Genomic DNA, 24,084 nt, shown 5'->3' with positions numbered 1-24,084 from the left:
GATGGCGGACACGATTTATCGCTTTTTTGGCACGTTTCAAAGAAAGTTAACCGCTATCAGTGTATGTTACGCGTTTTTAGAATGTGCGGTTTGTGAGTATGTACGAGTTTAATCTGGTGCTGCTGTTGCTTCAGCAGATGTGCGTGTTCCTTGTCATCGCCTGGTTGATGAGCAAAACGCGCCTGTTTATCCCGCTGATGCAGGTCACCGTCCGTCTGCCGCACAAATTCCTCTGCTACGTCGTATTTTCCATATTCTGCATTATGGGGACCTGGTTTGGTCTCCATATCGAAGATTCCATCGCCAATACGCGCGCCATCGGCGCGGTAATGGGCGGGCTGCTCGGAGGCCCGGTCGTCGGCGGTCTGGTGGGGTTAACCGGCGGCCTGCACCGCTATTCGATGGGCGGTATGACGGCGCTGAGCTGCATGATCTCCACCATCGTCGAAGGGTTGCTCGGTGGTCTCGTCCACAGCTATATGATTAAGCGCGGTCGCCCGGATAAAGTGTTCAGTCCCTTTACCGCAGGGGCGATTACCTTCGTGGCGGAAATGGCGCAGATGGCGATCATCCTGCTGATCGCGCGCCCGTTTGACGATGCGTTACATCTGGTCAGCAGCATTGCCGCACCGATGATGGTCACCAATACCGTAGGTGCGGCGCTGTTTATGCGCATTCTGCTCGACAAACGCGCCATGTTCGAAAAATACACCTCGGCATTTTCTGCCACCGCCTTAAAAGTTGCGGCGTCGACGGAAGGGATCCTGCGGCAGGGATTCAACGAGGAGAACAGTATGAAGGTGGCGCAGGTGCTGTATAAAGAGCTGGATATCGGAGCCGTGGCGATTACCGATCGCGAGAAGCTGCTGGCGTTTACCGGTACCGGCGACGACCACCATCTGCCGGGCAAACCGATCTCCTCGGCCTATACCCTGCGCGCTATTGAAACGGGTGAAGTGGTGTATGCCGACGGAAATGAAGTGCCGTACCGCTGTTCCCTGCATCCGCAGTGCAAACTCGGCTCTACGCTGGTCATTCCCCTGCGGGGTGAAAACCAGCGCGTCATGGGCACTATTAAGCTTTACGAAGCCAAAAATCGCCTGTTCAGCTCCATCAACCGCACGCTGGGGGAGGGGATCGCCCAGCTGCTTTCGGCGCAAATCCTGGCGGGGCAGTATGAACGGCAAAAAGCGCTGCTGACGCAGTCAGAAATTAAGCTCCTGCACGCTCAGGTGAACCCGCATTTCCTGTTTAACGCGCTCAACACGCTGAAGGCGGTGATCCGCCGCGACAGCGATCAGGCCGCGCAGCTGGTGCAATTTCTCTCGACCTTTTTCCGCAAAAATCTGAAGCGACCCTCGGAGATCGTCACCCTCGCGGACGAGATTGAGCATGTAAACGCCTATCTGCAAATTGAAAAAGCGCGCTTCCAGTCACGTTTACAGGTGTCGTTATCCGTCCCGGACGATCTGGCGTATCAGCATCTTCCGGCCTTTACCCTGCAACCGATTGTAGAAAATGCCATTAAGCATGGGACGTCGCAGCTGCTGGGAAGTGGAGAGATTATGATTTCCGCTTCCCGTTTTAACCACCATCTGGTGCTGGATATTGAAGACAACGCGGGGCTATATGAAGCTTCCGCGTCAGGCGGTCTGGGCATGAGCCTGGTGGATAAACGCCTGCGCGCGCATTTTGGTGACGACTGCGGTATCACCGTCGCCTGTGAGCCAGACCGCTATACCCGAATTACTTTACGATTGCCGCTGGAGGAGAACGCATGTTAAGAGTGCTGATTGTCGATGATGAGCCGTTAGCACGGGAAAACCTGCGTGTTCTGTTGCAGGAGCAGAGTGATATCGAGGTTGTGGGGGAATGTGCCAATGCGATTGAAGGCATCGGTGCGGTGCATAAACTGCGCCCGGACGTGCTGTTCCTCGATATTCAGATGCCGCGCATCAGCGGGCTGGAGATGGTCGGCATGCTCGACCCGGAGCACCGTCCCTATATCGTCTTTCTGACGGCCTTTGATGAGTACGCGGTAAAGGCGTTTGAAGAGCACGCATTTGATTATCTGCTGAAGCCGATTGAAGAGAAACGCCTTGAAAAGACCCTGACCCGCCTGCATCAGGAGCGTACCGTGCAGGACGTGACGCTGCTGCCGGAGCATCAGCAGCCCCTGAAGTTTATACCCTGTACCGGGCACAGCCGGATTTACCTCCTGCAAATGGACGACGTTGCCTTTGTCAGCAGCCGTCTGAGCGGGGTATACGTCACCAGCGCTGAAGGTAACGAAGGCTTTACCGAGCTGACCCTGCGCACGCTGGAGAGCCGCACGCCGCTAATCCGCTGCCATCGTCAGTATCTGGTGAACATGGCGCACCTGAAAGAGATCCGTCTGGAAGATAACGGCCAGGCCGAGCTGGTGTTACGTGCCGGGCAAACCGTTCCCGTCAGTCGTCGCTACCTGAAAAGTTTGAAAGAGGCGATAGGGCTGTAAAACTGGTACACTGCGCGCCATTGCATCATCGACATTCGAAGGCTCTATGCTAAGTAACGATATTCTTCGTAGCCTGCGCTACACCCTGAAAGCGAACAATAATGACATGGTGCGCATTCTTGCGCTCTCCGACATGGAATCCACGTCCGCCGGGTTCGACACCTGGATGACTAAAGAAGATGAAGAGGGTTTTGTTCGCTGCCCGGACATTATTCTGTCGGGCTTTCTGAATGGCCTGATCTACGACAAGCGCGGCAAAGATGAATCTGCGCCTGAGCTGGCGCTGGAGCGTCGGGTGAATAACAATACGGTGCTGAAAAAGCTGCGTATTGCTTTCTCCCTGAAAACTGACGACATTCTGGCGATCATGACCGAGCAGAAATTTCGCGTGTCGATGCCGGAAATCACCGCCATGATGCGCGCGCCGGATCATAAGAATTACCGCGAGTGTGGGGATCAGTTTCTGCGTTATTTCCTGCGTGGGTTGACGCAGCGGGTGCATAACCAGAAGGGGTGATTTTAGCCGGATGGCGGCTTCGCCTGACCCGGCCTACAAAACCCGTAGGCCCGTGCAAGCGTAGCGCCGCCGGGCAAAAAAAAAGCCGGATTCTCATCCGGCTTTTTTATTACTTCACCTGCTGACCCGGCTTCGCGCCTTCGTCAGGGCTTAACAGGAAGATATCTTTCCCGCCCGGGCCTGCGGCCATCACCATCCCCTCAGAGATGCCGAAGCGCATTTTGCGCGGCGCCAGGTTTGCCACCATCACGGTCTGACGACCAATCAGCACCTGCGGATCAGGATACGCGGAACGAATGCCGGAGAAGACGTTACGCTTCTCGCCGCCCAGATCCAGGGTCAGACGCAGCAGTTTGTCAGAACCTTCCACGAACTCCGCGTTTTCGATCAGCGCCACGCGCAGGTCGACTTTGGCGAAATCATCAAAGGTGATGGTCTCCTGAATCGGATCGTCCGCCAGCGGGCCGGTCACCGGTGCGGCAGCCGCTTTCACCTCTTCTTTGGATGCTTCCACCAGCGCGTCAACCTGCTTCATCTCGATGCGGTTATACAGCGCCTTGAAGGTGTTCACCTTGTGGCCGAGCAGCGGCTGCTGGATGGCATCCCAGGTCAGTTCGGTGTTCAGGAATGCTTCCGCGCGGGCTGCCAGCTGCGGCAGAACCGGCTTCAGCCAGGTCATCAGCACGCGGAACATGTTCAGACCCATGGTGCAGATCGCCTGCAAGTCGGCGTCGCGGCCTTCCTGTTTCGCCACCACCCACGGCGCCTGCTCGTCCACATAGCGGTTGGCCACGTCTGCCAGCGCCATGATTTCGCGAATGGCTTTACCGAATTCACGGCTTTCCCAGGCTTCGCCAACCGCAGCGGCGGCGTCGGTGAAGGTTTTATACAGCTCAGGATCGGCCAGTTCGGCAGAAAGCACGCCGTCAAAGCGTTTGGCGATAAAACCTGCGTTACGGGACGCCAGGTTCACCACCTTGTTGACGATGTCCGCGTTCACGCGCTGCACGAAATCTTCCAGATTCAGGTCGATATCGTCGATGCGGGAAGAGAGCTTCGCGGTGTAGTAGTAGCGCAGGCTGTCCGCGTCAAAGTGGTTTAGCCAGGTGCTGGCCTTAATAAACGTCCCGCGAGATTTAGACATCTTCGCGCCGTTCACCGTTACGTAGCCATGTACGAACAGGTTGGTCGGCTTGCGGAAGTTGCTGCCTTCCAGCATTGCTGGCCAGAACAGGCTGTGGAAGTAAACGATGTCTTTACCGATGAAGTGATACAGCTCGGCATCGGAATCTTTCTTCCAGTATTCGTCGAAGCTTACGGTGTCGCCGCGCTTGTCACACAGATTCTTGAACGACCCCATGTAGCCAATCGGCGCATCCAGCCAGACGTAAAAATATTTGCCCGGCGCGTTCGGGATTTCGAAACCAAAGTAGGGCGCATCGCGGGAGATATCCCACTGTTGCAGCCCGGATTCGAACCACTCCTGCATTTTGTTCGCGACCTGCTCCTGCAACGCACCGCTGCGGGTCCACGCCTTCAGCATTTCGCTGAACGACGGCAGGTCGAAGAAGAAGTGCTCGGAGTCACGCATCACCGGCGTCGCGCCGGAGACCACGGACTTCGGTTCGATAAGCTCGGTCGGGCTGTAGGTTGCGCCGCACACTTCGCAGTTATCGCCGTACTGGTCCGGGGATTTACATTTCGGACAGGTGCCTTTGACGAAACGGTCCGGCAGGAACATGCCTTTTTCCGGATCGTACAGCTGAGAGATGGTGCGGTTTTTAATGAAACCGTTCTCTTTCAGACGGGAGTAGATCAGCTCTGACAGCTCGCGGTTTTCGTCGCTGTGCGTGGAGTGATAGTTGTCATAGCTGATGTCAAAGCCAGCAAAATCGGTCTGATGCTCCTGACTCATTTCGGCGATCATCTGTTCCGGGGAAATGCCCAGCTGCTGCGCTTTCAGCATGATCGGCGTGCCGTGGGCATCGTCCGCACAGATGAAGTTCACCTCGTGGCCGCGCATTCGCTGGTAACGGACCCAGACATCAGCCTGGATATGCTCCAGCATGTGGCCGAGGTGGATTGAGCCGTTGGCGTACGGCAGGGCGCACGTTACCAGAATTTTTTTCGCGACTTGAGTCATAGTAGGCATTACTTCTTTTAACTGTGAAAAGGGTTTTCGATATTACCAAAAGGGGCATTATTAAGTAAGCACAAACCGCGGCCTTTCAGGTAAACTTGTTTGTCTAAGGTCTTATTCACAAGAACAAAGGAGTCGGGATGAGTTCTCAATCCCAGGCCAAATCACCGGAAGCCTTACGAGCAATGGTCGCCGGGACGCTGGCTAATTTTCAGCATCCAACCCTGAAGCACAATCTCACGACGTTGAAAGCGCTTCATCACGTCGCATGGCTGGACGATACGCTGCACATTGAGCTACAGATGCCGTTCGTCTGGACCAGCGCCTTTGATGCCCTGAAAGAGCAAACCAGCTCTGAGCTGCTGCGCATTACCGGCGCAAATGCAATTGACTGGAAGCTAAGCCACAGCATCGCCACGCTCAAGCGCGTGAAAAATCAGCCGGGCGTTAACGGCGTGAAGAACATCATCGCCGTCAGCTCGGGCAAGGGCGGGGTGGGTAAATCGTCGACCGCTGTGAACCTGGCGCTTGCGCTGGCGGCTGAAGGGGCGAAAGTCGGCATTCTGGATGCGGATATCTACGGCCCGTCCATTCCAAACATGCTGGGGGCGGAAAACCAGCGTCCAACTTCGCCGGACGGCACCCACATGGCGCCAATCGTGGCGCACGGTCTGGCGACCAACTCCATTGGTTACCTGGTCACGGACGATAACGCAATGGTCTGGCGTGGCCCGATGGCCAGCAAGGCGCTGCTGCAAATGTTGCAGGAGACAATGTGGCCTGACCTCGATTATCTGGTACTGGACATGCCGCCGGGCACCGGTGATATCCAGCTGACGCTGGCGCAGAACATTCCGGTTACCGGCGCCGTCGTGGTCACCACGCCGCAGGATATCGCGCTGATCGACGCCAAAAAAGGCATCGTCATGTTCGAGAAGGTGGAGGTGCCGGTACTGGGTATCGTCGAGAACATGAGCATGCATATTTGCAGCAACTGCGGGCACCATGAGCCTATCTTTGGTACCGGTGGCGCCGAAAAGCTGGCGGCGCAATACCACACGCAACTGCTGGGGCAACTGCCGCTGCATATCACACTGCGTGAAGATCTGGATAGCGGTAAGCCGACGGTGGTCAGCCGTCCGGATAGCGAATTCACGGAAATCTATCGTCAGCTGGCGGGGCGCGTTGCGGCGCAGCTTTACTGGCAGGGCGAAGTCATTCCGGGTGAAATCGCCTTCCGCGCGGTGTAACGCCTCTGCGCGTTAGTGCCGGGTGGCGGCTTCGCCTTACCCGGCCTGGCTCGATTTTGTAGGTCAGGTAAGCGTAGCGCCACCTGACTTTACCCAAGCCGATAGTGCATCAAATAATACTCTCCGTCCGGAGAATCTCCCGTCGCCTCAATGTGCCAGCCGTGGCGCTGGTAAAACGCAACCGCCCGCTCATTCTTCACCAGACACTTGAGTGAACCCGTGCTGGTAAAGGTCTTCTGTACGTGTTCAAGCAACACATGTCCGACGCCCAGGCTCTGATAGTTCGGATCGACAAACAGGTTGTGCAGAAAATTATCGTTCGTCCAGACTGAGGCAAAGCCAAGTCGGTGCCCATCCTGCTCCGCCACCCAAATCCCTTCGTCCAGGGTTGCCGCGTCAAAATCTTCAAGCTGCCACGCAGAACTGTCCAGCCACGGCCAGGCTTCACGTCGGGCGTGGAGGAAGAGCGTGCGCAGGAAAGGGCGATCGCTCTCCTGCCACGGACGGATTAGGATCGTATCAGCGGTGATAGAAAATATCTCCGTTATAGGCTTTGTAGATTTTGCCATCGGCATCGCCAATCAGTACATAATTCTCACCCATGTAGGTCCAGTGTGTGCCGGCATCGGGCGCGGGAAGGTTACGCAGCTGGTACTGTTTGATGGTGTACTCAGGCGTCTGATACTGCGCGGGCGCGGTGTCGCCGATTTTAAACTTCGTAAAATCGGCAATAAACTCTTGCTCTTCATAGGCCTTGATGCCGGAAGGCGCTGTCGATGTTTGCGGTGCAGCGTGCGCGGCCCCCGCCAGTGACAGTAATACACCCAGAAGCAACAATTTACGCTTAGCCATTTTTTCTCCAGTCATATCGTTACTGATACTTTTTGTGTGCAGATCCGCTAACGGATGGCAGACAGTTCATTTTAAGTATCCTCACAGGGTGAGTTTGCAAAAAATGTAACAAAAGTGCACGGTTTTGTGTAGTCGCAACCGTCATTAATTATTACTTCGACGAATAAATATGAGCTTATACAGATAACATAATTATTGGTTTATTAATTAATTCTGAAAAAACATTTTCAAGGCAAATTTACTAAGATTCAGGCATGCATTCAACAAATAGAACATTTAAGATTGCCTGAAACCCTCTTTCCGAAAGCCTGATTAAGACAATGCAGGGCTGTAAAGTCTGCCCAAAGGAATGTCGTGTGGTTTTATAAATACTCTTTGCGTTTCTGTTAATTCATTGAATAACAGCAACTTGTGCTTGACTGAAATGTTACTGTTTTATCCTGTATACGATAATCACTACTATAGAAGATATTATGTAATAAATGAAAAACACAACAGTTGTATCGATATTATTTTTAATTATTACCCCCTTATCTGGCTGCGTATTTTACCCTGGCCAGCATCTCGATCTCGCTGGGAAAAAGATAATTGCCGCAGAAGATGCAAATGATCGTCTTGAGAAACGGATTGATGTTTATCCTCTTACGCCTTCGTTAATTGAAAAATTGCGGCCATCGGTTTTGAAATCTCAGGCAAATCCTAATCTGGATGAACAGGTCAAAAACTGGGAATACCGTATCGGCGTTGGGGATATTCTGACCGTCACCGTCTGGGATCACCCTGAACTGACAACCCCGGCAGGGCAGTATCGTAGCGCCAGTGACACCGGTAACTGGGTCAATGCCGACGGCACACTTTTCTATCCCTATGTCGGTAAATTGCCGGTGGCTGGCAAAACGGTCGCACGGGTACGCGAGGAGATCACGGCCCGGCTGAACAATGTTATTGAAAGCCCGCAGGTGGATGTCAGCGTCGCCTCTTTTCGCTCACAAAAAGCCTATGTGACGGGCGAGGTGGTGAAGTCAGGGCAGCAGGCTATTACCAATATCCCGTTAACGGTCATGGATGCCGTGAACGCCGCTGGGGGGCTCTCTGCCGACGCGGACTGGCGCAATGTCGTGCTGACGCATAATGGGAAGGACACGCGCCTCTCGCTATATGCGCTGATGCAGCATGGCGATCTCACGCAAAATAAGCTGCTCTATCCCGGCGATATTCTGTTTGTCCCCCGTAACGATGCGCTGAAAGTGTTCGTCATGGGCGAGGTCGTTAAACAGAGCACGCTGAAAATGGATCGCAGCGGCATGACCCTGGCCGAAGCGCTGGGCAATGCCGGTGGGCTGAACCAGAATATGGCCGATGCCACCGGAATTTTTGTCATTCGTTCGCTGCCGAAAAGCGAGCGTTCAGAAAAAATTGCCAACCTCTACCAGCTCAATGCTCAGGACGCATCAGCCATGGTGTTAGGCACCGAGTTTCAGCTTGAGCCCTATGACATTGTCTATGTCACCACTGCACCACTGTCCCGCTGGAATCGCGTGATATCACAGCTTGTTCCGACCATCAGCGGGGTGCATGACCTTACCGAAACGGTTCGTTACATCAGATCGTGGCCGCAATAATGTTCAAATCAATACTCGTGGTTTGCACCGGAAATGTCTGCCGTTCTCCGATTGGGGAGCGGCTTTTGCGCCAGCACCTGCCCGACAGATATATCGCCTCGGCGGGCATATTCGGGCTTGAAGGGTGCCCGGCGGATGACAGCGCCCAGGACGTAGCCTGGCGGCATGGGATTTCCCTCGACGGTCATGTGGCGCGCAGGCTGACACGCAATTTGATGCAGGGATCCGATCTTATCCTGGTTATGGAGCCGGAACATCTTCGCTTCATTGCGGCCATGGCGCCGGAGATTCGAGGAAAGTCGCTGCTTTTTGGGCAATGGCTGGAGCCGCAGGAGATCCCCGATCCCTACCGTCAAAGCCGGGAAGCGTTTGAATATGTGTTTGGGTTATTGGGTAAAGCCAGTCAGGAATGGGCACGTCGTTTAGGTCAGAAAGGAATGAAGCATTAATGTCGTCTTACACAACAGACAATTATGGTGCAGCGGCACCCCAACAACATGAAGTCGATCTCGTTCGTTTGCTCGTCGAGATGATCGACCACCGCACGATGATTCTGTGCGTGACGTTCCTGTTCATCCTGTGCGCCGGTCTCTATGCCTGGATTGCGCCACCTGTTTATCAGGCGGATGCCATGGTGCAAATTGAAAACAAACAGGATAACAACCTGCTCAAAGGTTTGAGCCAGCTGGGCACCGATGTGTCGCCGGATGTTGCCCCTGAAATTTTACTGCTGAAATCCCGCATGATCCTCGGCGAGACCGTTGACAAATTAGCTCTGACACAGCAGGCAAAGCAGCGCGTTTTGCCTGTGGTGGGGCGTCTCTGGCAGCGTCTGCAAGGGCGTGAGCAGGGCAAAATCACGTTAGGCGAACTCCAGATCCCGCAGGTGGAAGGCAAAGCGCAAGAGCTCACGCTGACCGTACAGGAAGCGGGAAAATATCACCTGACGGGCGAAAACATTGAGGCCGACGGCCAGGTTGGGAAAACGCTGGTTACGCAAGGGATCGTTCTGCTGGTGACGTCGATTGAGGCGATGCCAGGCACGCAATTTTCGCTTAAGTCGTTGACGCGGCTTGAGACGATCAACGCGCTGAAGAAGCGTCTCACGGTTGCGGAATCGGAGAAACAGAGCGGTATCGTGACCTTAACCCTGACGGGCGAAGATCCTGACAGCATCGCCCGGGTGCTGAATGCAATTGCTGAAAATTATCTCCAGCAAAATATCGCGCGCCAGGAGGCTCAGGATTCTCGTAGTCTGGATTTTTTACAGGCGCAGTTGCCGAAAATCAGCGCGGACCTTGATCAGGCAGAAGCGCGGCTGAATGCCTACCGGGCGCAGCGAGACTCGGTGGACCTGTCTCTGGAGGCAAAATCTGTCCTGGATCAGGTTGTTAACGTTGAGAATCAGCTAAATGAGCTGACGTTCCGGGAGGCAGAGATCTCCCAGCTCTTTAAAAAAAGTCACCCTACCTATCGTGCATTGCATGAAAAGAGACAGACCCTTGAGCGGGAACGGGAGCGTCTCAATAACCGTGTGTCAGCTATGCCCTCCACGCAGCAGGAGATTTTACGCCTGAGCCGTGATGTTGAGTCGGGTCGCACGATTTATTTACAGCTATTGACGCGCCAGCAGGAGCTGAATATTTCCCGCTCCAGCGCTGTCGGGAACGTGAGGATCATTGATGAGGCTGTTACGCTGCCGGACCCGATAAAGCCGCGTAAAGCGTTAATCATCGTTCTTGGCGCGCTGTTCGGGCTAATGCTCTCAATGGGGACCGTGCTGGTACGTCAGGCGTTCAAACGTGGGATCACGCTTTCCGAACAGCTGGAAGCGCAGGGGATGCCGGTTCTGGCTACGTTGCCACGTTCACAGTGGCTGTGGAGTAAAACGCAGTTGCGCAGAAAAAATCCGTTTTCTCGTCGCTGGAAACACAAAACCTCGGATGTGCCTTTCCTGCCCGTCGATCGCCCTGCTGATATGTTTGTTGAAGCGGTGCGCGGGCTGCGGACCAGTCTGCATTTCACCATGATGGAGGCTGAGAACCGCATTGTGATGATTTCTGGCCCCACGCAGGACTGCGGAAAAACGCTGGTGGCGACGAATCTGGCGGCCATCGCCGGGCAGAGCGGTCAGCGGGTGCTGTTTATTGATGCGGATATGCGCCAGGGCTATGTTCATAATATTTTTGGTCTGGAGAACCGCCACGGATTGTCCTGCCTGCTCGAAGGGAAACGCGACTTAGCGGAGGTCATTCAGCATGCTGAAAAAGGGGGAATTGACGTCATCACCTGCGGCCCGGAACCCCTGCGCCCGTTAGAATTGCTGTTAAGCGAACGATTCCTTTCCGTCATGTCCTGGGTTAACGAGCAATATGACATCGTCATCATTGATACACCGCCGGTCCTGGCCGTCACCGATGCCGCGCTGGTCGCCAGAGCAGCCGGAACAACGCTAATGGTTGCCCGTTTCGATAACACCAGCGTGAAAGAGATGGAGAATACCGTTAAACGGTTACAGCACGTTGGCGTGAAGGTCAGCGGCACAATCCTCAACGATATTGTTAAATCCGCAGCGCTGTATTACAGCTCGGGGTACAGCCAGTATGAATACGGTTATGCTTCGAGGAAAAAAGGGGAAAGGCGTTAGCGCGGGAAAAACAATCCCTCTCCCGGGTGGGAGAGGGATAAGTATTACTTCGCCATCACTTCCTGCGCGGTACGCTCAACCAGGGACAGCAGGATTTTTACGTCCTCCAGCGTCACGGTTGGGTTCAGCAGGGTCAGCTTCAGGCAGGTGATACCGTTATGCTCGGTCACACCGACGTTTGCACGGCCAGACTCCAGCAGCGCATCGCCAATTTTCTGGTTCAGCAGGGCAATACCGGCGTCATCCATCTGCGCCTGCGGACGGAATCGGAACAGCACGCTTGCCAGCTGGGGTTGCATCACCAGTTCCAGAGCAGACTGCTCTTTCACGTAAGCCGCAACCTGCTGTGCCAGCGTCACGCCGTGATCGATGATTGCCGCGTATTGCTCCTGACCCAGCGCTTCCAGGCTCATCCACAGTTTCAGCGCGTCGAAACGGCGCGTGGTTTGCAGAGATTTGGAGACCAGGTTAGGTACACCAGCTTCTTCATCGAATTCAGAGTTCAGATAGGCCGCCTGATAGCGCATCAGTTCATAGTGACGCGCTTCTTTCAGCAGGAACGCACCGCAGCTGATGGTCTGGAAGAACTGCTTGTGGAAGTCCAGGGTGACAGAATCCACCAGCTCGATACCGTCCAGGTAGTGACGATACTGCTCAGACATCAGCAGCGCGCCGCCCCAGGCCGCATCAACGTGCACCCAGATATTCTGTTTCGCAGCCAGCTCAGCAATAGCACGCAGCGGATCGATAGCACCCGCATCGGTCGTACCGGCCGTGGCCACAATCGCCAGGATCTGCTCGCCGTTCGCGTTGCACTGTTCGATTTTCGCCGCCAGATCGGTGAGATCCATGCGGGAGAATTCGTCAGTTTTCACCTGCACCACGGACTGGTAGCCCAGACCCATCAGCGCCATGTTTTTCTGCACGGAGAAGTGGGCATTTTCTGAACACAGCACGCGGATCTTACGCAGATCGCCTGTCAGACCGTCCTGCTGAACCGAGTGGCCCTGACGCGCAAAGAACGCGTCACGCGCCAGCATCAGCCCCATCAGGTTACTCTGGGTGCCGCCGCTGGTGAAGACGCCTGCGTCGCCAGCCTGATAACCCACGCGGGTACGCAGCCATTCGATCAGTTTGATCTCAATGATGGTTGCGGACGGGCTTTGATCCCAGGAGTCCATACTCTGGTTAGTGGCGTTGATCAGCACTTCCGCCGCCTGGCTAACCACCAGGCTTGGGCAGTGCAGGTGCGCCACGCACTGCGGGTGATGAACGGACAAACTGTCTTTCAGGAAGAACTCCACGGCGCGTTCGATCGCCGCTTCGTTGCCCAGCCCTTTCGGGTTGAAATCCAGCTTAATACGGTCGCGCAGCTCCGCGACCGTTTTGCCCTGGTACATCTCAGGCTGTTTCAGCCACTGCATCACAGCCTGAGTGCTTTGTTCAATCGCCTGCTGGTAAGCTTCAATGCTCTGCGCAGAGGAGAACAAAATTGGGTTTGAATCAGACATCGTATTCAACAACTCCGGTTACGCCGGGCTAACGCCCGCAGCAAGCAGTGCCTGCTCGAATTTATCCAAGAAGACTTTCAGCTCGTCATCGCTGATCAGCAGAGAAGGCAGCAGACGCAGAACGATACCGTTACGGCCGCCACGCTCCAGAATCAGGCCGGCTTCGAAGCATTTCTTCTGGATCAGTGCAGACAGCTCGCCATCGCCCGGGAAGCAACCCATGTGATCGGCGGCTTCATGTGGCTTAACGATTTCAATACCGATCATCATGCCCAGACCGCGAACGTGGCCGATCACCGGATAGCGTTTCGCCATCTCTTTCAGCTGGCCTTTCAGCCATTCGCCCTGTGCAGCTACTTTGCCCGCGATGTTCTGGTCTTTCAGGATCTTCAGCGTGGTCAGACCGGTAGCCATCGCCAGCTGGTTGCCGCGGAAAGTACCGGTATGGTGACCTGGCGCCCATGCATCGAACTGCTTTTTGATACCGAGCACGGCCAGCGGCAGACCGCCACCGACTGCTTTAGACATCACGATGATGTCTGGCTCAATGCCAGCGTGTTCGAAGGCAAAGAATTTACCGGTACGGGCAAAGCCAGCCTGGACTTCGTCGAGGATCAGCAGGATACCGTGTTCCTGAGTGACTTTACGGATGCGCTGCAACCACTCAACAGGCGCCGGGTTCACGCCACCTTCACCCTGAACGGCTTCGAGGATCACCGCGGCAGGTTTACGCACGCCGCTTTCGACGTCGTTAATCAGATTTTCGAAGTAGTAGGTCAGCGCCTTCACGCCCGCTTCACCACCGATACCCAGTGGGCAACGGTACTCGTGTGGGTAAGGCATGAACTGGACTTCTGGCATCATACCGTCAACCGCTTCTTTCGGAGACAGGTTGCCGGTGACGGACAGTGCGCCGTGGGTCATACCGTGGTAACCACCAGAGAAACTGATGATACCGCTACGACCGGTCACTTTTTTCGCCAGCTTCAGCGCCGCTTCAACGGCATCAGCCCCGGACGGGCCAGTGAATTGCAGGCAGTGCTCTTTGCCCTGACCAGGCAACAGAGAGAGCAGGTATTCTGAAAACGCGTCTTTCAACGGCGTAGTCAGATCCAGGGTATGTAACGGCAAGCCGCTGGTAATGACATTTTGGATGCTTTTCAGCACATCAGGATGATTGTGTCCAAGCGCGAGGGTGCCTGCGCCTGCTAAACAGTCAAGGTATTCTTTATTATCTGCATCGGTGATCCACACGCCTTCTGCTTTCGTAATCGCTAAAGGCAATTTGCGCGGATAACTCCTGACGTTAGATTCAAATTCGGCCTGACGGGCCAGATAGGTTTCGTTGCTTTTGTGGGCATCTACGGTGTCAATACGGACTTTATCCGTCATCATATCACTCCTACAACCGCCGCTTCGTTATGAGCAACGATTGAATAAAAAGTTAAAAAACAGATGGGGCCTGAAAAAAACGCCGCCAATATAGAGCCTTTTGTCACCGGGCTCAATGGTTAATTTGCTTACTGTTTTGTGACACAGGGCACAGGGCAGGGAAGAACGCCGTTTGTATGGGGGAGATTGCACTTTATGCTAAATAAAAACAGTAGCTTACGTATGATTTATCCGCATTGTAAAATCAGACAAAAGAGTGTGACAAATCGTGCGATTGTCAGGTGAAAAGGAGGCAGTGAGCCTCCTTACGCTGTTTATTTCTGGCTAACGCGTAAAATACCGTGTTCGCGTCCCTTCGTTTTATTCCACGACGCGTCCGTAATACCGTTTTCATCCAGGCTTAGCGATATCACAAAACCATTACCACGGATCTCATAGAAATTCGCATTCAGGCGTTTAACGCTGGCTTTCTTGCCGTTAACGGTGGCGCTAAAAAAGCCGTTAGAAAGCGTGGCGTTAACCGTGTCCGACGAGAACGAGGCTTCACGCAGGGGATCGTGAATGGATGTCGCTGGTTCGTGTTGTGCCGCGTTTTCCGCTTTGGTTTTGCTGATATCACAAGAGCCATCGCCAGCGCTCATTTGCGTGCATCCCGAACGCTCTAATTGAGCGCGATAATGGGCGTTTATGGCGTGCGCCGGCGAGACACAACCTGCAAGCACGGTGGTACTTATAACGAACATCATTACTTTTTTCATTTTATCGCCTTAAAAACGACACAAATACCATGAGACATACATCACGCCGATCCAGATCCCGACCGAAATCAGCATCAGATACAGGGCTACCGAAATAAAAATATATTTAGACATCTTTTTGTATTAACAAAATGCCCATCCGCTAAAATGAGGCATTCTATTTTTCCCGATGATTATTTTACGCGTTAAAAGCCCATTCCAATCCCAACCGAAGCGCCCATATTATTCGCGGTATCATCTGAGAAGCTCACTTTCGCGATGACATGGGAATTAAAGTTAACGGACGCACCGACAGCAAGCGCGCTCTCGCCGTTGTAAGTCGCGCCGCCAGCAGAGAACATGACGCGCTGATTGGTTTGCACTTGTGGCAAACCCGCCATCGCCATCGCCCCTGAAATACCGGCATTGGCCTGCTTCTTATTATTGTCCACTTCATCACGCAGAGATTTAAATTGCTGGCTGGTGGTAGTATTCATTGCCTGTAATGTCTGCCTGGTGGCTTGCAGATCCTGCGTGGCGGCAGTAACAGCCAGGCTATTTTTAGCGACCTTCGCCTGGATAGCCGTATCCAGCTGTCGTTGTGTCACGGTGGTTGTCACACCATCTTTACCGTTATGACCGTCTACACCGTCGCGACCGTTTCTTCCCGCAATGCCTTGTGCGCCAGTATCACCCTTATCACCCTTATCACCTTTCATGCCTGTCGCGCCAGCATCGCCTTTTTCACCCTTCGCGCCGGTTGCACCGATATCCCCTTTTTCACCCTTTGCGCCAGTCGCGCCGGTATCCCCTTTATCGCCCTTTGCGCCAGTCGCACCGGTCTCCCCTTTATCACCTTTCGCTCCATCTGTACCGTTGATGGGTTTAGGTGCATTTTCTAGAGCAGTAAGGCGGCTATCCTGAATATTATCGACGTGTTGAAGGTTGATAATGGCTGCGCCGTTAGTCGCCACACCCTGTAGGGCCGTCTCACTTTTCAGACTGGCGGTATCGGCAAGCGCGCCGGCAAGCAACGCTTTCTGATGTGCGTCGTTAGCCATTTTATCCACGACTAACACGCCTAATTTTGTGGACTGAAGGTCGTCATTAACCTGCGTTAAGCGGTTATCCGTTGCGATATCACGGTTAATGCTATCAGCGTTGTTTTGTGCAATCTGATCCTGATGGTCATTTACAATATTAGTGATTTGCTGATCGTCCCAAACCGTATTCGCGGCTTCAGCCTGGCTCATTGTACCCGCTAAGACAATGCCCATTACAAAAATAGCAATAAAGGTTTTATTCATAGATTTCATTTGAAAAGCTCACATCATTAATTGTCGAAAAATACTGAAGCTGAATCGCTTTGTTTTGTGGATTTAAAAAACGGGTGAACGTTGTCTAAATCTTATTTAGTAACGCGAGTAAACTATCAATTAAACGCAAACCAATGATGTTGATCTAAGTCATAAATATTATGAATAGTTCCGACGGCGTAAAAGTCATTTTGCGGTTGTTATTAATGTAAACATTAAGGTGAAAATGAGGTGGTAAATGAGAGAGTTAAATTAAGTGTTTGACAGAGATAAAATTCTGCAAAATAAATGTTTACATTAATATGTGGGTTTATTTCATACGAAAGAAGGTGGGCTGTCTTATAAAAGCACTCCCGGTGCGTCATTATGGATAAAAATAATATTTCTCAGCACAGTGAGTAAATAATATTTTTCATGTGTTCTTAACAAATCTGGCGGGATAATTAACTGAACAATAATGTATACATATAGAGGGTAGTTAATATCTTGTCGTTTATTGTTCGTTACAGGGGATTAACGGACAGCCCAAAACCCCTTGCACCCGGGTTACCCCCCGGTTACACTACATGACTACGAATTGCTATTTCGTAAATAGCTGTTTTATAAGTAATTTGACTCGGGGTGCCCTTCTTTGTGAAGGCTGAGAAATACCCGTATTACCTGATCTGGATAATGCCAGCGTAGGGAAGTCAGATGCCTGCCCGGTCATCGCTTCTTCACGCACGGCAGGAGCGAAACCATGCAGCCTGACCTGCTCGATTCACACGTTTTACATCAATTCCGAACCCGTTCCCCGCTCACGCACTGTATGACCAACGATGTCGTGCAGACCTTCACCGCCAACGTTTTGCTCGCGCTGGGTGCTTCCCCGGCAATGGTGATCGAAGCCGAGGAAGCGGAACAGTTTGCCGCGCTTGCCGATGCTCTGCTCATCAACGTGGGAACACTCACCGCGCCGCGCGCCCAGTCGATGCGTCGGGCCATTGAGAGCGCGGTAGCCGCGGGTACGCCCTGGGTTCTGGATCCGGTTGCGGTTGGCGCGCTGGCGTATCGCACCCGATTTTGCCAGCAAATATTGTCCCTCAAACCTGCGGCCATTCGTGGAAACGCCTCCGAAATCCTCGCCCTTGCCGGAATGAGTGCGGGCGGGCGCGGGGTTGATTCCACCGATACGGCGGCGAGCGCGTTGACCGCTGCGCAGACGCTCGCCCGCCAGACCCACGCCGTTGTGGTCGTCACAGGAGAAGTGGATCACATCACTGATGGTCAGCGAACCCGTACGGTCGCGGGCGGCGACCCGCTGATGACCCGCGTGGTGGGAACAGGCTGTGCGCTCTCGGCGGTCGTCGCCGCCTGCTGTTCGCTGCCTGGCGACAGGCTTGATAATGCGACGGCAGCCTGCGGCTTTATGAAGCGCGCAGGGGCAGCTGCACTGACTCACAGCCGGGGCCCCGGCAGCTTTGCCCCGGCGTTTCTGGATGCGCTTTACGCGCTGGAGGAGCTGGTATGACACGCATTAATGCCCTGACTATTGCGGGAACCGATCCCAGCGGCGGAGCGGGGATCCAGGCAGACCTGAAAACCTTCTCTGCGCTCGGCGCTTACGGATGCTCGGTTATCACCGCGCTGGTGGCGCAAAACACGCGCGGTGTACAGTCGGTATATCGTATTGAGCCGGATTTTGTCGCCGCACAGCTGGATTCGGTATTCAGCGATGTACGCATCGACACCACCAAAATCGGCATGCTTGCAGAGGCGGACATTGTTGAAGCGGTCGCTGAACGTCTCAAACGTTATCAGATAAAAAACGTGGTGCTCGATACCGTGATGCTGGCCAAAAGCGGCGATCCGTTGCTCTCCGCCTCTGCCGTCGACACCCTGCGTAAAAAGCTGCTGCCGCAGGTGGCGCTGATCACGCCAAACCTCCCTGAAGCCGCCGCGCTGCTGGATGCGTCACACGCGCAAAACGAACGTGAGATGAAAGAGCAGGGCAATGCGCTGCTGGCGATGGGATGCAGCGCGGTGCTGATGAAAGGCGGTCATCTTGATGATGCAGAAAGCCCGGACTGGCTCTTCACCCGCGATGGCGCTCAACGTTTCACCGCCCCGCGGGTACAGACCAAAAACACCCACGGCACGGGATGTACGCTCTCGGCGGCGCTGGCGGCGCTGCGTCCCCGAAACGCGAACTGGGCGGATACGGTGCAGGAGGCGAAGATCTGGCTCTCGTGCGCGCTGGCAAAAGCCGATTCTCTGGAAGTGGGTCACGGTATTGGGCCGGTTCACCATTTTCATGCATGGTGGTAAGCCGTATACTGGCATAAAACCTTATGCCAGAGAAAAACAGAGATGGAACAAGCGCATACCCGGTTAATTGCTCAACTCAAGGAACGAATTGCCGCACCGGACAACACGCCGTTGTACCTGAAATTTGCCGAAACGGTTAAAAACGCGGTACGCAGCGGCGTGCTCGCGCACGGTAATATTTTGCCGGGCGAGCGCGATCTGAGCCAGCTGGCCGGTGTGTCGCGCATTACGGTGCGTAAAGCGATGCAGGCGCTGGAAGAGGCCGGCGTCGTCACCCGCGCGCGTGGATACGGTACGCAAATCAACAATATCTTTGAATATTCGCTAAAAGAGGCGCGCGGGTTTTCTCAGCAGGTGGTGCTGCGGGGCAAAACGCCCAACACGCTGTGGGTTAATAAACGCGTCGTGAAATGTCCGGAGGAGATCGCCCGCCACCTTTCCCTTGCGCCGGACAGCGATGTATTTCTGCTTAAGCGCATCCGCTACGTGGATGACGATGCGGTATCAATAGAGGAGTCCTGGGTACCGGTAGGATTAATCCCCAATCCGGACGACATCGGCGTCTCGCTTTACGATTACTTCCGCAGCCAGAATATCTTTCCGCAGCGCACCCGTTCCCGCGTCAGCGCCCGGATGCCGGACAGCGAGTTTCAGGCGCATATCAAGATGGACGATAAGATACCGGTGCTGGTGATCAAGCAAGTCGCGCTCGATCAACAGCACCGGCCAATTGAGTACAGCATCAGCTACTGCCGCAGCGACCTATACGTCTTTGTGTGCGAGGAGTAGGGCCTCGCGCGTGGGGGCGCAGTCGCCACCGCGATGGCTGACTACCCAGGCGGCTACGGCATTGCCAAGCTGCACCGCCTCTGGCAGTGACCATCCCGCGGCCAGCCCGGCAAGGGTACCTCCCGCATGGCTGTCACCCGCGCCGATGGTATCGACCACGGTAGCAGGAAACGCCGGAACGTGTCCGGAAGCGTCACCGTCGTACCAGACCGCCCCGTCTTTATCATGGCGTACGATCAGCGCAGCGCCAAACCTCTGCTGCCACCGTGTGCCGAGCTCTTCCACGTTTACGCCAAGCCATTCGGCGGCAAGTTCCGCCTCCTGACGATTGAGCGAGACGATTGGTTTGCAGGCCATGATCCGCGCCATCAGCGGGTCGGGAATATCCGCGATGCGCGGACCGAAATCGATAAAGAGCGTCACATCCTGAAGACTTTCCAGCCAGGCCGTCAGCAGCTCACCGCTGGGGGACGCCAGCTGGTAGCCGGACAAAGAGATCAGGCTCCCTGCCGGCACGCTTAACCCGTCCAGCCAGCGCTGCTGCCACTGGTTCTCCACGCCGCTAAACGACATAAAGGTCCGTTCACCGTCAGGCTCCACCAGCGCCAGGCACCAGCCGTTATCGCCCGTTTCCGCTTCCACGGCGCTGTGCAGATCCTGCTTCGCCATGGCGTTACGGATAATATCGGCCCACACGCCGTGGCCGACGGGAAGGGCGTTTTGCGCAGCAATGCCGAGCCGCTTCAGGGCGATGGCGATATTCAGCGCGCAGCCGCCAATATTCACTCCCTGTTGCTTCAGCTCGATATCACACCCGCGCCAGGGCAGGGCGTAGGCGTCGGCAATCACGTCGATGACCGCCGCGCCGAGTACCGTTACGGGGCGCGTGGCGTGAAGGGTTTCGAGACGGCGGGCAAAAGCACTCATACGCCCTCCCTTTGCTCCCGGAAGTGCAGCAGTTTTTCGCAGTAGTGGCCGAAATCGAGCCGGTTTACGGCATCAAGTTCGTTTTTGAGTGCCGGATCAATGGCCTGTACACCGTGCAGCGCGCCGCAGATGGCCGTTGCCATCGCGCCGATAGTGTCAGTATCACCGCCCAGGTTGGCGCATAACACCGCGCAGCGGTTCGGATCGGTACCCGCGAGTTCGACCATCGCAATCGCCGCCGGAACGGACTCAAGCGTGCTCGTGCCCGCGCCAATAAGCTGATAGATCTGCTCGCTGGCGGACTCGGTACCGTTGGCTTCGCGCACGGTTTTCAGGGCCAGCTCAATACGAGCGGAAAGCGATGCGCTGAAGGTGGTCGTGTTCGCCTCCTGCGCCGCACGGGCAATACCCGGCAGGGCATCGGCGATGTGATGCCAGCGCTCGCCGTCGATAGCGCGTGAAACCGCCCAGGCGATCACCACCGCACCGGCGATGGCGAGATCCGATTTATGGGTCGGGCTGGAGGCTAACGCAACCTGTTCCACAAAGTGCGCCAGACGCGTGGCTGGCAGGAGGCATCCCAGCGGGGAGGCGCGCATCGCCGCCCCGTTGGTGACGCCGTTGTTCTCCAGCTGGCTCACCGGCTTGCCGTCACGGATGGCGTTCAGGGCAATTTTGGAGGTCGGGCCGAGCACATTCTTATTGAACGCGTCAAAATCCAGCGCCCAGTCCAGAATATGCTTACCGATAACGTCAGGGTTAATTTCCCCGTCGCATTCGATAATCGCGTCGGCCAGGCACAGCGCCATCGACGTATCATCCGTAAATTCGGCCTGCTTAAAGTAACAGGCGGCATTATTCTCAGCCGGGCCGGGTAAGAAACGGTCGATCCAGCCGAAGTGCGCTTTCACCCGCTTGCGCGGCCACAGCTCCGACGGCATCCCCATCGCATCCCCTAACGCCTGCCCGTAAAGAGCACCGAGAATACGGTCTTGTTTCATTTAACTTCCCCTCGTGTCAGCGCGGTATCGCCATCAACCACCTCAATTGCGGTGATCTCTTTATCCGATTCGCGGAAAAACAGCATAAACAGCACGGCAATCACCACAATCATGATTGCACCAAACGTCCACATTCCGGCCCAGTTGAAGGTCAGCCCATTCACCGGCTCTTTATATGCGAACATTTTTTCCATCATCACGCCGCCGAGACGGTAACCCAGCAGGCTACCAAAGCCCTGACAGCACAGCGTGATCAAGCCCTGCGCCGCGTTGCGCATGTGCACGGGCGCTTTTTTATCCACGTAGATGTACGCGGTTACGTAATAGAAGTCATAGCTTACGCCGTGCAGCAGAATGCCGAGGAACAGCAGGGCGTAGGTGAAGTATTGCTCGGCGCCGCCGTAAACAAAGAAACCGTAGCGAATGGCGGCGGTGATCAGGCCCAGCAGCAAGACCTTCTTAATACCAAAGCGTTTGGTAAAGAATGGCAGAGCGAGCATGAAGAAGATTTCAGAGAACTGGCCGAGGGTCATCCAGCCGGTGGCGTTTTTCATCCCCACTTCGGTGAGATAGCCGTTGGCAAAGATATAGTAGAAGGCCAGCGGCATGGCGAACAGGAACGAGCAGAAGAAGAACACCAGGAAGTTTTTATCGCGGAGCAGGATCAGCGCATCCAGCCCCAGCATCACTTTGAAATCCAGCTTGCCGGTACTCTTCGGCGGGGTATTCGGCAGGAACAGCGCGAAGACGCCAAGCAGAAGGGAGCTGGCAGCGGTCATCAGCAGCGGGATATTGGTGTCAGAGATGTCGCTATAGCCCATCATCTGCGGCAGGAAGCCGCACGCCAGGCCGGAGGCAATCCAGCCGATGGTGCCCATCACGCGGATGCGCGGGAAATCAGCCTCCACGTCATCGACGTTCGCAAAGGCGATGCTGTTGGTCAGCGCGATGGTCGGCATATAGGTCAGGGAGTAGGCCAGCAGCAGCGGGAAGAAGGTGCTGAACTGGGTTTGCTGTGCTGCGAAATACATCAGAATCGCGCCAGCGAACATCAGCACGGCCAGCACTTTCTGGGCGGCGAAGAAACGGTCCGTCAGCGAGCCGACCAGGATGGGAGAGAGGATCGCGGCAATCGCGGTACAGGCATACGACCAGCCAATTTCCCCGGCGGTAAACCCGCTCTTACTCAGCCATAGCCACAGCGGCACAAACCATGCGCCCCAGATAAACCATTCAACGAACATCATGAATGACAGTTGGACTTTCGTTTTCATTTTTTAATCCTGCATGTCAGAGGTACGCATGTAACATACCATGTGATAATACCTTTTAAATACCTTTAAGGCGATTGTTTGATCAGTGTAACAAAAATGTTGTACACGAAACGAGCCAGCAGATTGTGCTTAAAAAAGTTGCAAATGGTGGAAAATAGGTTAAGTCGGTACCAGGCTTAGTCTGCCTGCAAAAACGTGGGCTTGGATCACACGCTCCGACATCATGTCGGACTTACGGGAGCATCACTATGACTGATATTGCGCAACTGCTTGGCAAAAACGCCGACAGCCTTTTACAGCATCGTTGTATGACCATTCCAGCCGACCAGCTTTATCTGCCTGGCCATGATTACGTAGACCGCGTCATGGTCGACAACAACCGTCCGCCTGCCGTACTGCGAAACATGCAGACGCTTTACAATACCGGTCGTCTGGGCGGGACCGGGTATCTCTCCATTCTGCCCGTTGACCAGGGCGTAGAGCACTCGGCGGGAGCGTCGTTTGCTGCTAACCCGCTCTACTTTGACCCGAAAAACATTGTCGAGCTGGCGATTGAAGCGGGCTGTAACTGTGTGGCATCGACGTATGGCGTGCTGGCCTCCGTTTCCCGCCGCTATGCTCACCGCATTCCGTTCCTCGTCAAGCTGAATCACAACGAAACCCTGAGCTACCCAACCGAATACGACCAGACACTGTACGCCAGCGTCGAACAGGCGTTCAACATGGGTGCGGTAGCGGTCGGGGCGACTATCTATTTTGGCTCTGAGCAGTCGCGTCGGCAGATAGAAGAGATCTCTGCCGCGTTTGAGCGCGCGCACGAGCTGGGGATGGTGACCGTATTGTGGGCCTATCTGCGTAACAACGCGTTTAAGAAAGACGTCGTGGATTACCACGTATCAGCGGATCTGACCGGTCAGGCAAATCACCTGGCGGCAACCATCGGCGCGGACATCGTGAAACAGAAAATGGCCGAGAATAACGGCGGGTATAAAGCGGTGAACTTTGGCTATACCGACGACCGCGTCTACAGCAAGCTGACCAGCGACAACCCTATCGATCTGGTGCGCTACCAGCTGGCTAACTGCTACATGGGCCGCGCCGGGCTGATTAACTCCGGCGGTGCAGCAGGCGGTGAAACCGATCTGACCGACGCGGTGCGCACGGCGGTGATTAACAAACGCGCCGGTGGAATGGGGCTGATCCTGGGCCGCAAGGCGTTTAAAAAATCCATGGCCGACGGCGTGAAGCTGATTAATGCGGTTCAGGATGTCTATCTGGACAATAAAGTGACGATTGCCTAATCGC

At 54.8% G+C, this 24,084-nt stretch carries 21 protein-coding genes and 1 riboswitch; of the genes, 11 read left to right on the top strand and 10 right to left on the bottom strand.

Annotated elements, in window-relative coordinates; all coding sequences use genetic code 11:
- Positions 1-98: 98 nt before the first annotated feature.
- The 3 genes from L463_RS04250 to L463_RS04260 are packed head-to-tail and all read left to right on the top strand — an operon-like array spanning position 99 to position 3,014.
- Positions 99-1,784, top strand: coding sequence for a sensor histidine kinase (locus L463_RS04250; RefSeq protein ID WP_017383370.1), 1,686 nt, complete (start codon positions 99-101; stop codon positions 1,782-1,784).
- Complete coding sequence (gene btsR / locus L463_RS04255) at positions 1,778-2,497, top strand: two-component system response regulator BtsR (protein ID WP_015572336.1); 720 nt, start codon at positions 1,778-1,780, stop codon at positions 2,495-2,497. Before L463_RS04250 ends, btsR begins: the two co-directional genes overlap by 7 nt.
- 46 nt (positions 2,498-2,543) lie before the next feature.
- Positions 2,544-3,014 (top strand): YehS family protein, encoded by a 471-nt coding sequence (locus tag L463_RS04260; RefSeq protein ID WP_015572337.1) that lies wholly within the window; start codon positions 2,544-2,546, stop codon positions 3,012-3,014.
- Between the two features lie 109 nt (positions 3,015-3,123).
- On the opposite strand, the gene metG is transcribed toward L463_RS04260, so the two are convergent.
- Positions 3,124-5,157 carry a methionine--tRNA ligase gene (gene metG / locus L463_RS04265; protein WP_023304104.1) on the bottom strand — a complete coding sequence of 678 codons (2,034 nt, stop codon included), beginning with the start codon at positions 5,155-5,157 and terminating at the stop codon, positions 3,124-3,126.
- Positions 5,158-5,294: 137 nt separating this feature from the next.
- Here metG and apbC point away from each other — a divergent pair, with 137 nt between their 5' ends.
- Positions 5,295-6,404: an iron-sulfur cluster carrier protein ApbC gene (gene apbC, locus L463_RS04270; RefSeq protein ID WP_023295046.1), complete on the top strand. Its 1,110-nt coding sequence runs from the start codon at positions 5,295-5,297 to the stop codon at positions 6,402-6,404.
- Positions 6,405-6,493: 89 nt separating this feature from the next.
- Here apbC and L463_RS04275 read toward each other — a convergent pair whose 3' ends face one another.
- Both L463_RS04275 and L463_RS04280 read right to left on the bottom strand, forming a co-directional pair.
- On the bottom strand, positions 6,494-6,973 hold the full coding sequence (locus L463_RS04275) for a GNAT family N-acetyltransferase (protein WP_032103267.1): 480 nt from the start codon (positions 6,971-6,973) through the stop codon (positions 6,494-6,496).
- Complete coding sequence (locus tag L463_RS04280; protein ID WP_017383366.1) at positions 6,924-7,256, bottom strand: RcnB family protein; 333 nt, start codon at positions 7,254-7,256, stop codon at positions 6,924-6,926. The genes L463_RS04275 and L463_RS04280 overlap by 50 nt, the downstream gene beginning before the upstream one ends.
- Before the next feature lie 482 nt (positions 7,257-7,738).
- On the opposite strand from L463_RS04280, the gene L463_RS04285 reads away from it, so the two are divergent.
- From L463_RS04285 to L463_RS04295, 3 genes are read left to right on the top strand one after another with little or no spacing between them, the layout of a single operon-like run.
- Complete coding sequence (locus L463_RS04285; RefSeq protein ID WP_017383365.1) at positions 7,739-8,878, top strand: polysaccharide export protein; 1,140 nt, start codon at positions 7,739-7,741, stop codon at positions 8,876-8,878.
- Entirely contained in the window at positions 8,878-9,327 is a 450-nt protein-coding gene (locus tag L463_RS04290; protein WP_017383364.1) for an arsenate reductase/protein-tyrosine-phosphatase family protein, read from the top strand. The genes L463_RS04285 and L463_RS04290 overlap by 1 nt, the downstream gene beginning before the upstream one ends.
- Positions 9,327-11,525, top strand: a complete 2,199-nt coding sequence (locus tag L463_RS04295) for a polysaccharide biosynthesis tyrosine autokinase (RefSeq protein WP_032103268.1) — start codon at positions 9,327-9,329, stop codon at positions 11,523-11,525. Before L463_RS04290 ends, L463_RS04295 begins: the two co-directional genes overlap by 1 nt.
- 44 nt (positions 11,526-11,569) lie before the next feature.
- On the opposite strand, the gene L463_RS04300 is transcribed toward L463_RS04295, so the two are convergent.
- From L463_RS04300 to L463_RS24695, 4 genes are all read right to left on the bottom strand, one after another.
- Positions 11,570-13,036: a pyridoxal phosphate-dependent decarboxylase family protein gene (locus tag L463_RS04300; RefSeq protein WP_023304100.1), complete on the bottom strand. Its 1,467-nt coding sequence runs from the start codon at positions 13,034-13,036 to the stop codon at positions 11,570-11,572.
- A gap of 18 nt (positions 13,037-13,054) precedes the next feature.
- Positions 13,055-14,431: a diaminobutyrate--2-oxoglutarate transaminase gene (locus L463_RS04305; RefSeq protein WP_032103269.1), complete on the bottom strand. Its 1,377-nt coding sequence runs from the start codon at positions 14,429-14,431 to the stop codon at positions 13,055-13,057.
- A gap of 311 nt (positions 14,432-14,742) precedes the next feature.
- Complete coding sequence (locus tag L463_RS04310; RefSeq protein WP_032103270.1) at positions 14,743-15,186, bottom strand: hypothetical protein; 444 nt, start codon at positions 15,184-15,186, stop codon at positions 14,743-14,745.
- Between the two features lie 185 nt (positions 15,187-15,371).
- A complete protein-coding gene (locus L463_RS24695; protein WP_071993140.1) occupies positions 15,372-16,472 on the bottom strand; it encodes a YadA-like family protein in 1,101 nt (366 codons plus the stop codon).
- 616 nt (positions 16,473-17,088) lie between these two features.
- A riboswitch (TPP riboswitch) is annotated at positions 17,089-17,185 on the top strand.
- Positions 17,186-17,220: 35 nt separating this feature from the next.
- Between L463_RS24695 and thiM the strand changes: the two genes are divergently transcribed.
- From thiM to L463_RS04325, 3 genes are read left to right on the top strand one after another with little or no spacing between them, the layout of a single operon-like run.
- The gene (thiM, locus tag L463_RS04315) at positions 17,221-17,991 is read left to right on the top strand and encodes a hydroxyethylthiazole kinase (RefSeq protein ID WP_023295038.1); all 771 of its coding nucleotides are present in this window, start codon (positions 17,221-17,223) and stop codon (positions 17,989-17,991) included.
- A complete protein-coding gene (gene thiD, locus L463_RS04320; protein WP_017383356.1) occupies positions 17,988-18,788 on the top strand; it encodes a bifunctional hydroxymethylpyrimidine kinase/phosphomethylpyrimidine kinase in 801 nt (266 codons plus the stop codon). The genes thiM and thiD overlap by 4 nt, the downstream gene beginning before the upstream one ends.
- Positions 18,789-18,830: 42 nt before the next feature.
- Positions 18,831-19,577 carry a GntR family transcriptional regulator gene (locus L463_RS04325; RefSeq protein ID WP_003859242.1) on the top strand — a complete coding sequence of 249 codons (747 nt, stop codon included), beginning with the start codon at positions 18,831-18,833 and terminating at the stop codon, positions 19,575-19,577.
- Here the strand turns inward: L463_RS04325 and L463_RS04330 are convergent.
- From L463_RS04330 to L463_RS04340, 3 genes are read right to left on the bottom strand one after another with little or no spacing between them, the layout of a single operon-like run.
- The gene (locus L463_RS04330) at positions 19,551-20,504 is read right to left on the bottom strand and encodes a PfkB family carbohydrate kinase (protein WP_017693065.1); all 954 of its coding nucleotides are present in this window, start codon (positions 20,502-20,504) and stop codon (positions 19,551-19,553) included. The two genes, L463_RS04325 and L463_RS04330, sit on opposite strands and share 27 nt — an antisense overlap.
- A complete protein-coding gene (locus L463_RS04335; protein WP_015572351.1) occupies positions 20,501-21,505 on the bottom strand; it encodes an ADP-ribosylglycohydrolase family protein in 1,005 nt (334 codons plus the stop codon). Before L463_RS04335 ends, L463_RS04330 begins: the two co-directional genes overlap by 4 nt.
- A complete protein-coding gene (locus tag L463_RS04340) occupies positions 21,502-22,779 on the bottom strand; it encodes a nucleoside permease (protein ID WP_003859236.1) in 1,278 nt (425 codons plus the stop codon). Before L463_RS04340 ends, L463_RS04335 begins: the two co-directional genes overlap by 4 nt.
- 248 nt (positions 22,780-23,027) lie before the next feature.
- On the opposite strand from L463_RS04340, the gene fbaB reads away from it, so the two are divergent.
- Positions 23,028-24,080 (top strand): class I fructose-bisphosphate aldolase, encoded by a 1,053-nt coding sequence (gene fbaB, locus L463_RS04345; protein WP_032103273.1) that lies wholly within the window; start codon positions 23,028-23,030, stop codon positions 24,078-24,080.
- Positions 24,081-24,084 lie beyond the last annotated feature (4 nt).

Source organism: Enterobacter sp. BIDMC 27, assembly GCF_000534415.1.
Taxonomy (GTDB): domain Bacteria; phylum Pseudomonadota; class Gammaproteobacteria; order Enterobacterales; family Enterobacteriaceae; genus Enterobacter; species Enterobacter hormaechei_C.
This window is presented reverse-complemented; position numbering and strand designations above follow the sequence as displayed.

What these genes read in the sequence shown, in the direction of transcription:
- L463_RS04275 (WP_032103267.1), bottom strand. Translation starts at nt 6,973, where the DNA reads ATGGCAAAATCTACAAAGCCTATAACGGAGATATTTTCTATCACCGCT.
- thiD (WP_017383356.1), top strand. Translation starts at nt 17,988, where the DNA reads ATGACACGCATTAATGCCCTGACTATTGCGGGAACCGATCCCAGCGGC.
- L463_RS04295 (WP_032103268.1), top strand. Translation starts at nt 9,327, where the DNA reads ATGTCGTCTTACACAACAGACAATTATGGTGCAGCGGCACCCCAACAA.
- btsR (WP_015572336.1), top strand. Translation starts at nt 1,778, where the DNA reads ATGTTAAGAGTGCTGATTGTCGATGATGAGCCGTTAGCACGGGAAAAC.
- L463_RS04250 (WP_017383370.1), top strand. Translation starts at nt 99, where the DNA reads ATGTACGAGTTTAATCTGGTGCTGCTGTTGCTTCAGCAGATGTGCGTG.
- L463_RS04285 (WP_017383365.1), top strand. Translation starts at nt 7,739, where the DNA reads ATGAAAAACACAACAGTTGTATCGATATTATTTTTAATTATTACCCCC.
- L463_RS04260 (WP_015572337.1), top strand. Translation starts at nt 2,544, where the DNA reads ATGCTAAGTAACGATATTCTTCGTAGCCTGCGCTACACCCTGAAAGCG.
- L463_RS04340 (WP_003859236.1), bottom strand. Translation starts at nt 22,779, where the DNA reads ATGAAAACGAAAGTCCAACTGTCATTCATGATGTTCGTTGAATGGTTT.
- L463_RS04330 (WP_017693065.1), bottom strand. Translation starts at nt 20,504, where the DNA reads ATGAGTGCTTTTGCCCGCCGTCTCGAAACCCTTCACGCCACGCGCCCC.
- L463_RS04280 (WP_017383366.1), bottom strand. Translation starts at nt 7,256, where the DNA reads ATGGCTAAGCGTAAATTGTTGCTTCTGGGTGTATTACTGTCACTGGCG.
- L463_RS04325 (WP_003859242.1), top strand. Translation starts at nt 18,831, where the DNA reads ATGGAACAAGCGCATACCCGGTTAATTGCTCAACTCAAGGAACGAATT.
- apbC (WP_023295046.1), top strand. Translation starts at nt 5,295, where the DNA reads ATGAGTTCTCAATCCCAGGCCAAATCACCGGAAGCCTTACGAGCAATG.
- fbaB (WP_032103273.1), top strand. Translation starts at nt 23,028, where the DNA reads ATGACTGATATTGCGCAACTGCTTGGCAAAAACGCCGACAGCCTTTTA.
- metG (WP_023304104.1), bottom strand. Translation starts at nt 5,157, where the DNA reads ATGACTCAAGTCGCGAAAAAAATTCTGGTAACGTGCGCCCTGCCGTAC.
- L463_RS04305 (WP_032103269.1), bottom strand. Translation starts at nt 14,431, where the DNA reads ATGATGACGGATAAAGTCCGTATTGACACCGTAGATGCCCACAAAAGC.
- L463_RS04290 (WP_017383364.1), top strand. Translation starts at nt 8,878, where the DNA reads ATGTTCAAATCAATACTCGTGGTTTGCACCGGAAATGTCTGCCGTTCT.
- L463_RS04335 (WP_015572351.1), bottom strand. Translation starts at nt 21,505, where the DNA reads ATGAAACAAGACCGTATTCTCGGTGCTCTTTACGGGCAGGCGTTAGGG.
- L463_RS04300 (WP_023304100.1), bottom strand. Translation starts at nt 13,036, where the DNA reads ATGTCTGATTCAAACCCAATTTTGTTCTCCTCTGCGCAGAGCATTGAA.
- thiM (WP_023295038.1), top strand. Translation starts at nt 17,221, where the DNA reads ATGCAGCCTGACCTGCTCGATTCACACGTTTTACATCAATTCCGAACC.
- L463_RS04310 (WP_032103270.1), bottom strand. Translation starts at nt 15,186, where the DNA reads ATGAAAAAAGTAATGATGTTCGTTATAAGTACCACCGTGCTTGCAGGT.
- L463_RS24695 (WP_071993140.1), bottom strand. Translation starts at nt 16,472, where the DNA reads ATGAATAAAACCTTTATTGCTATTTTTGTAATGGGCATTGTCTTAGCG.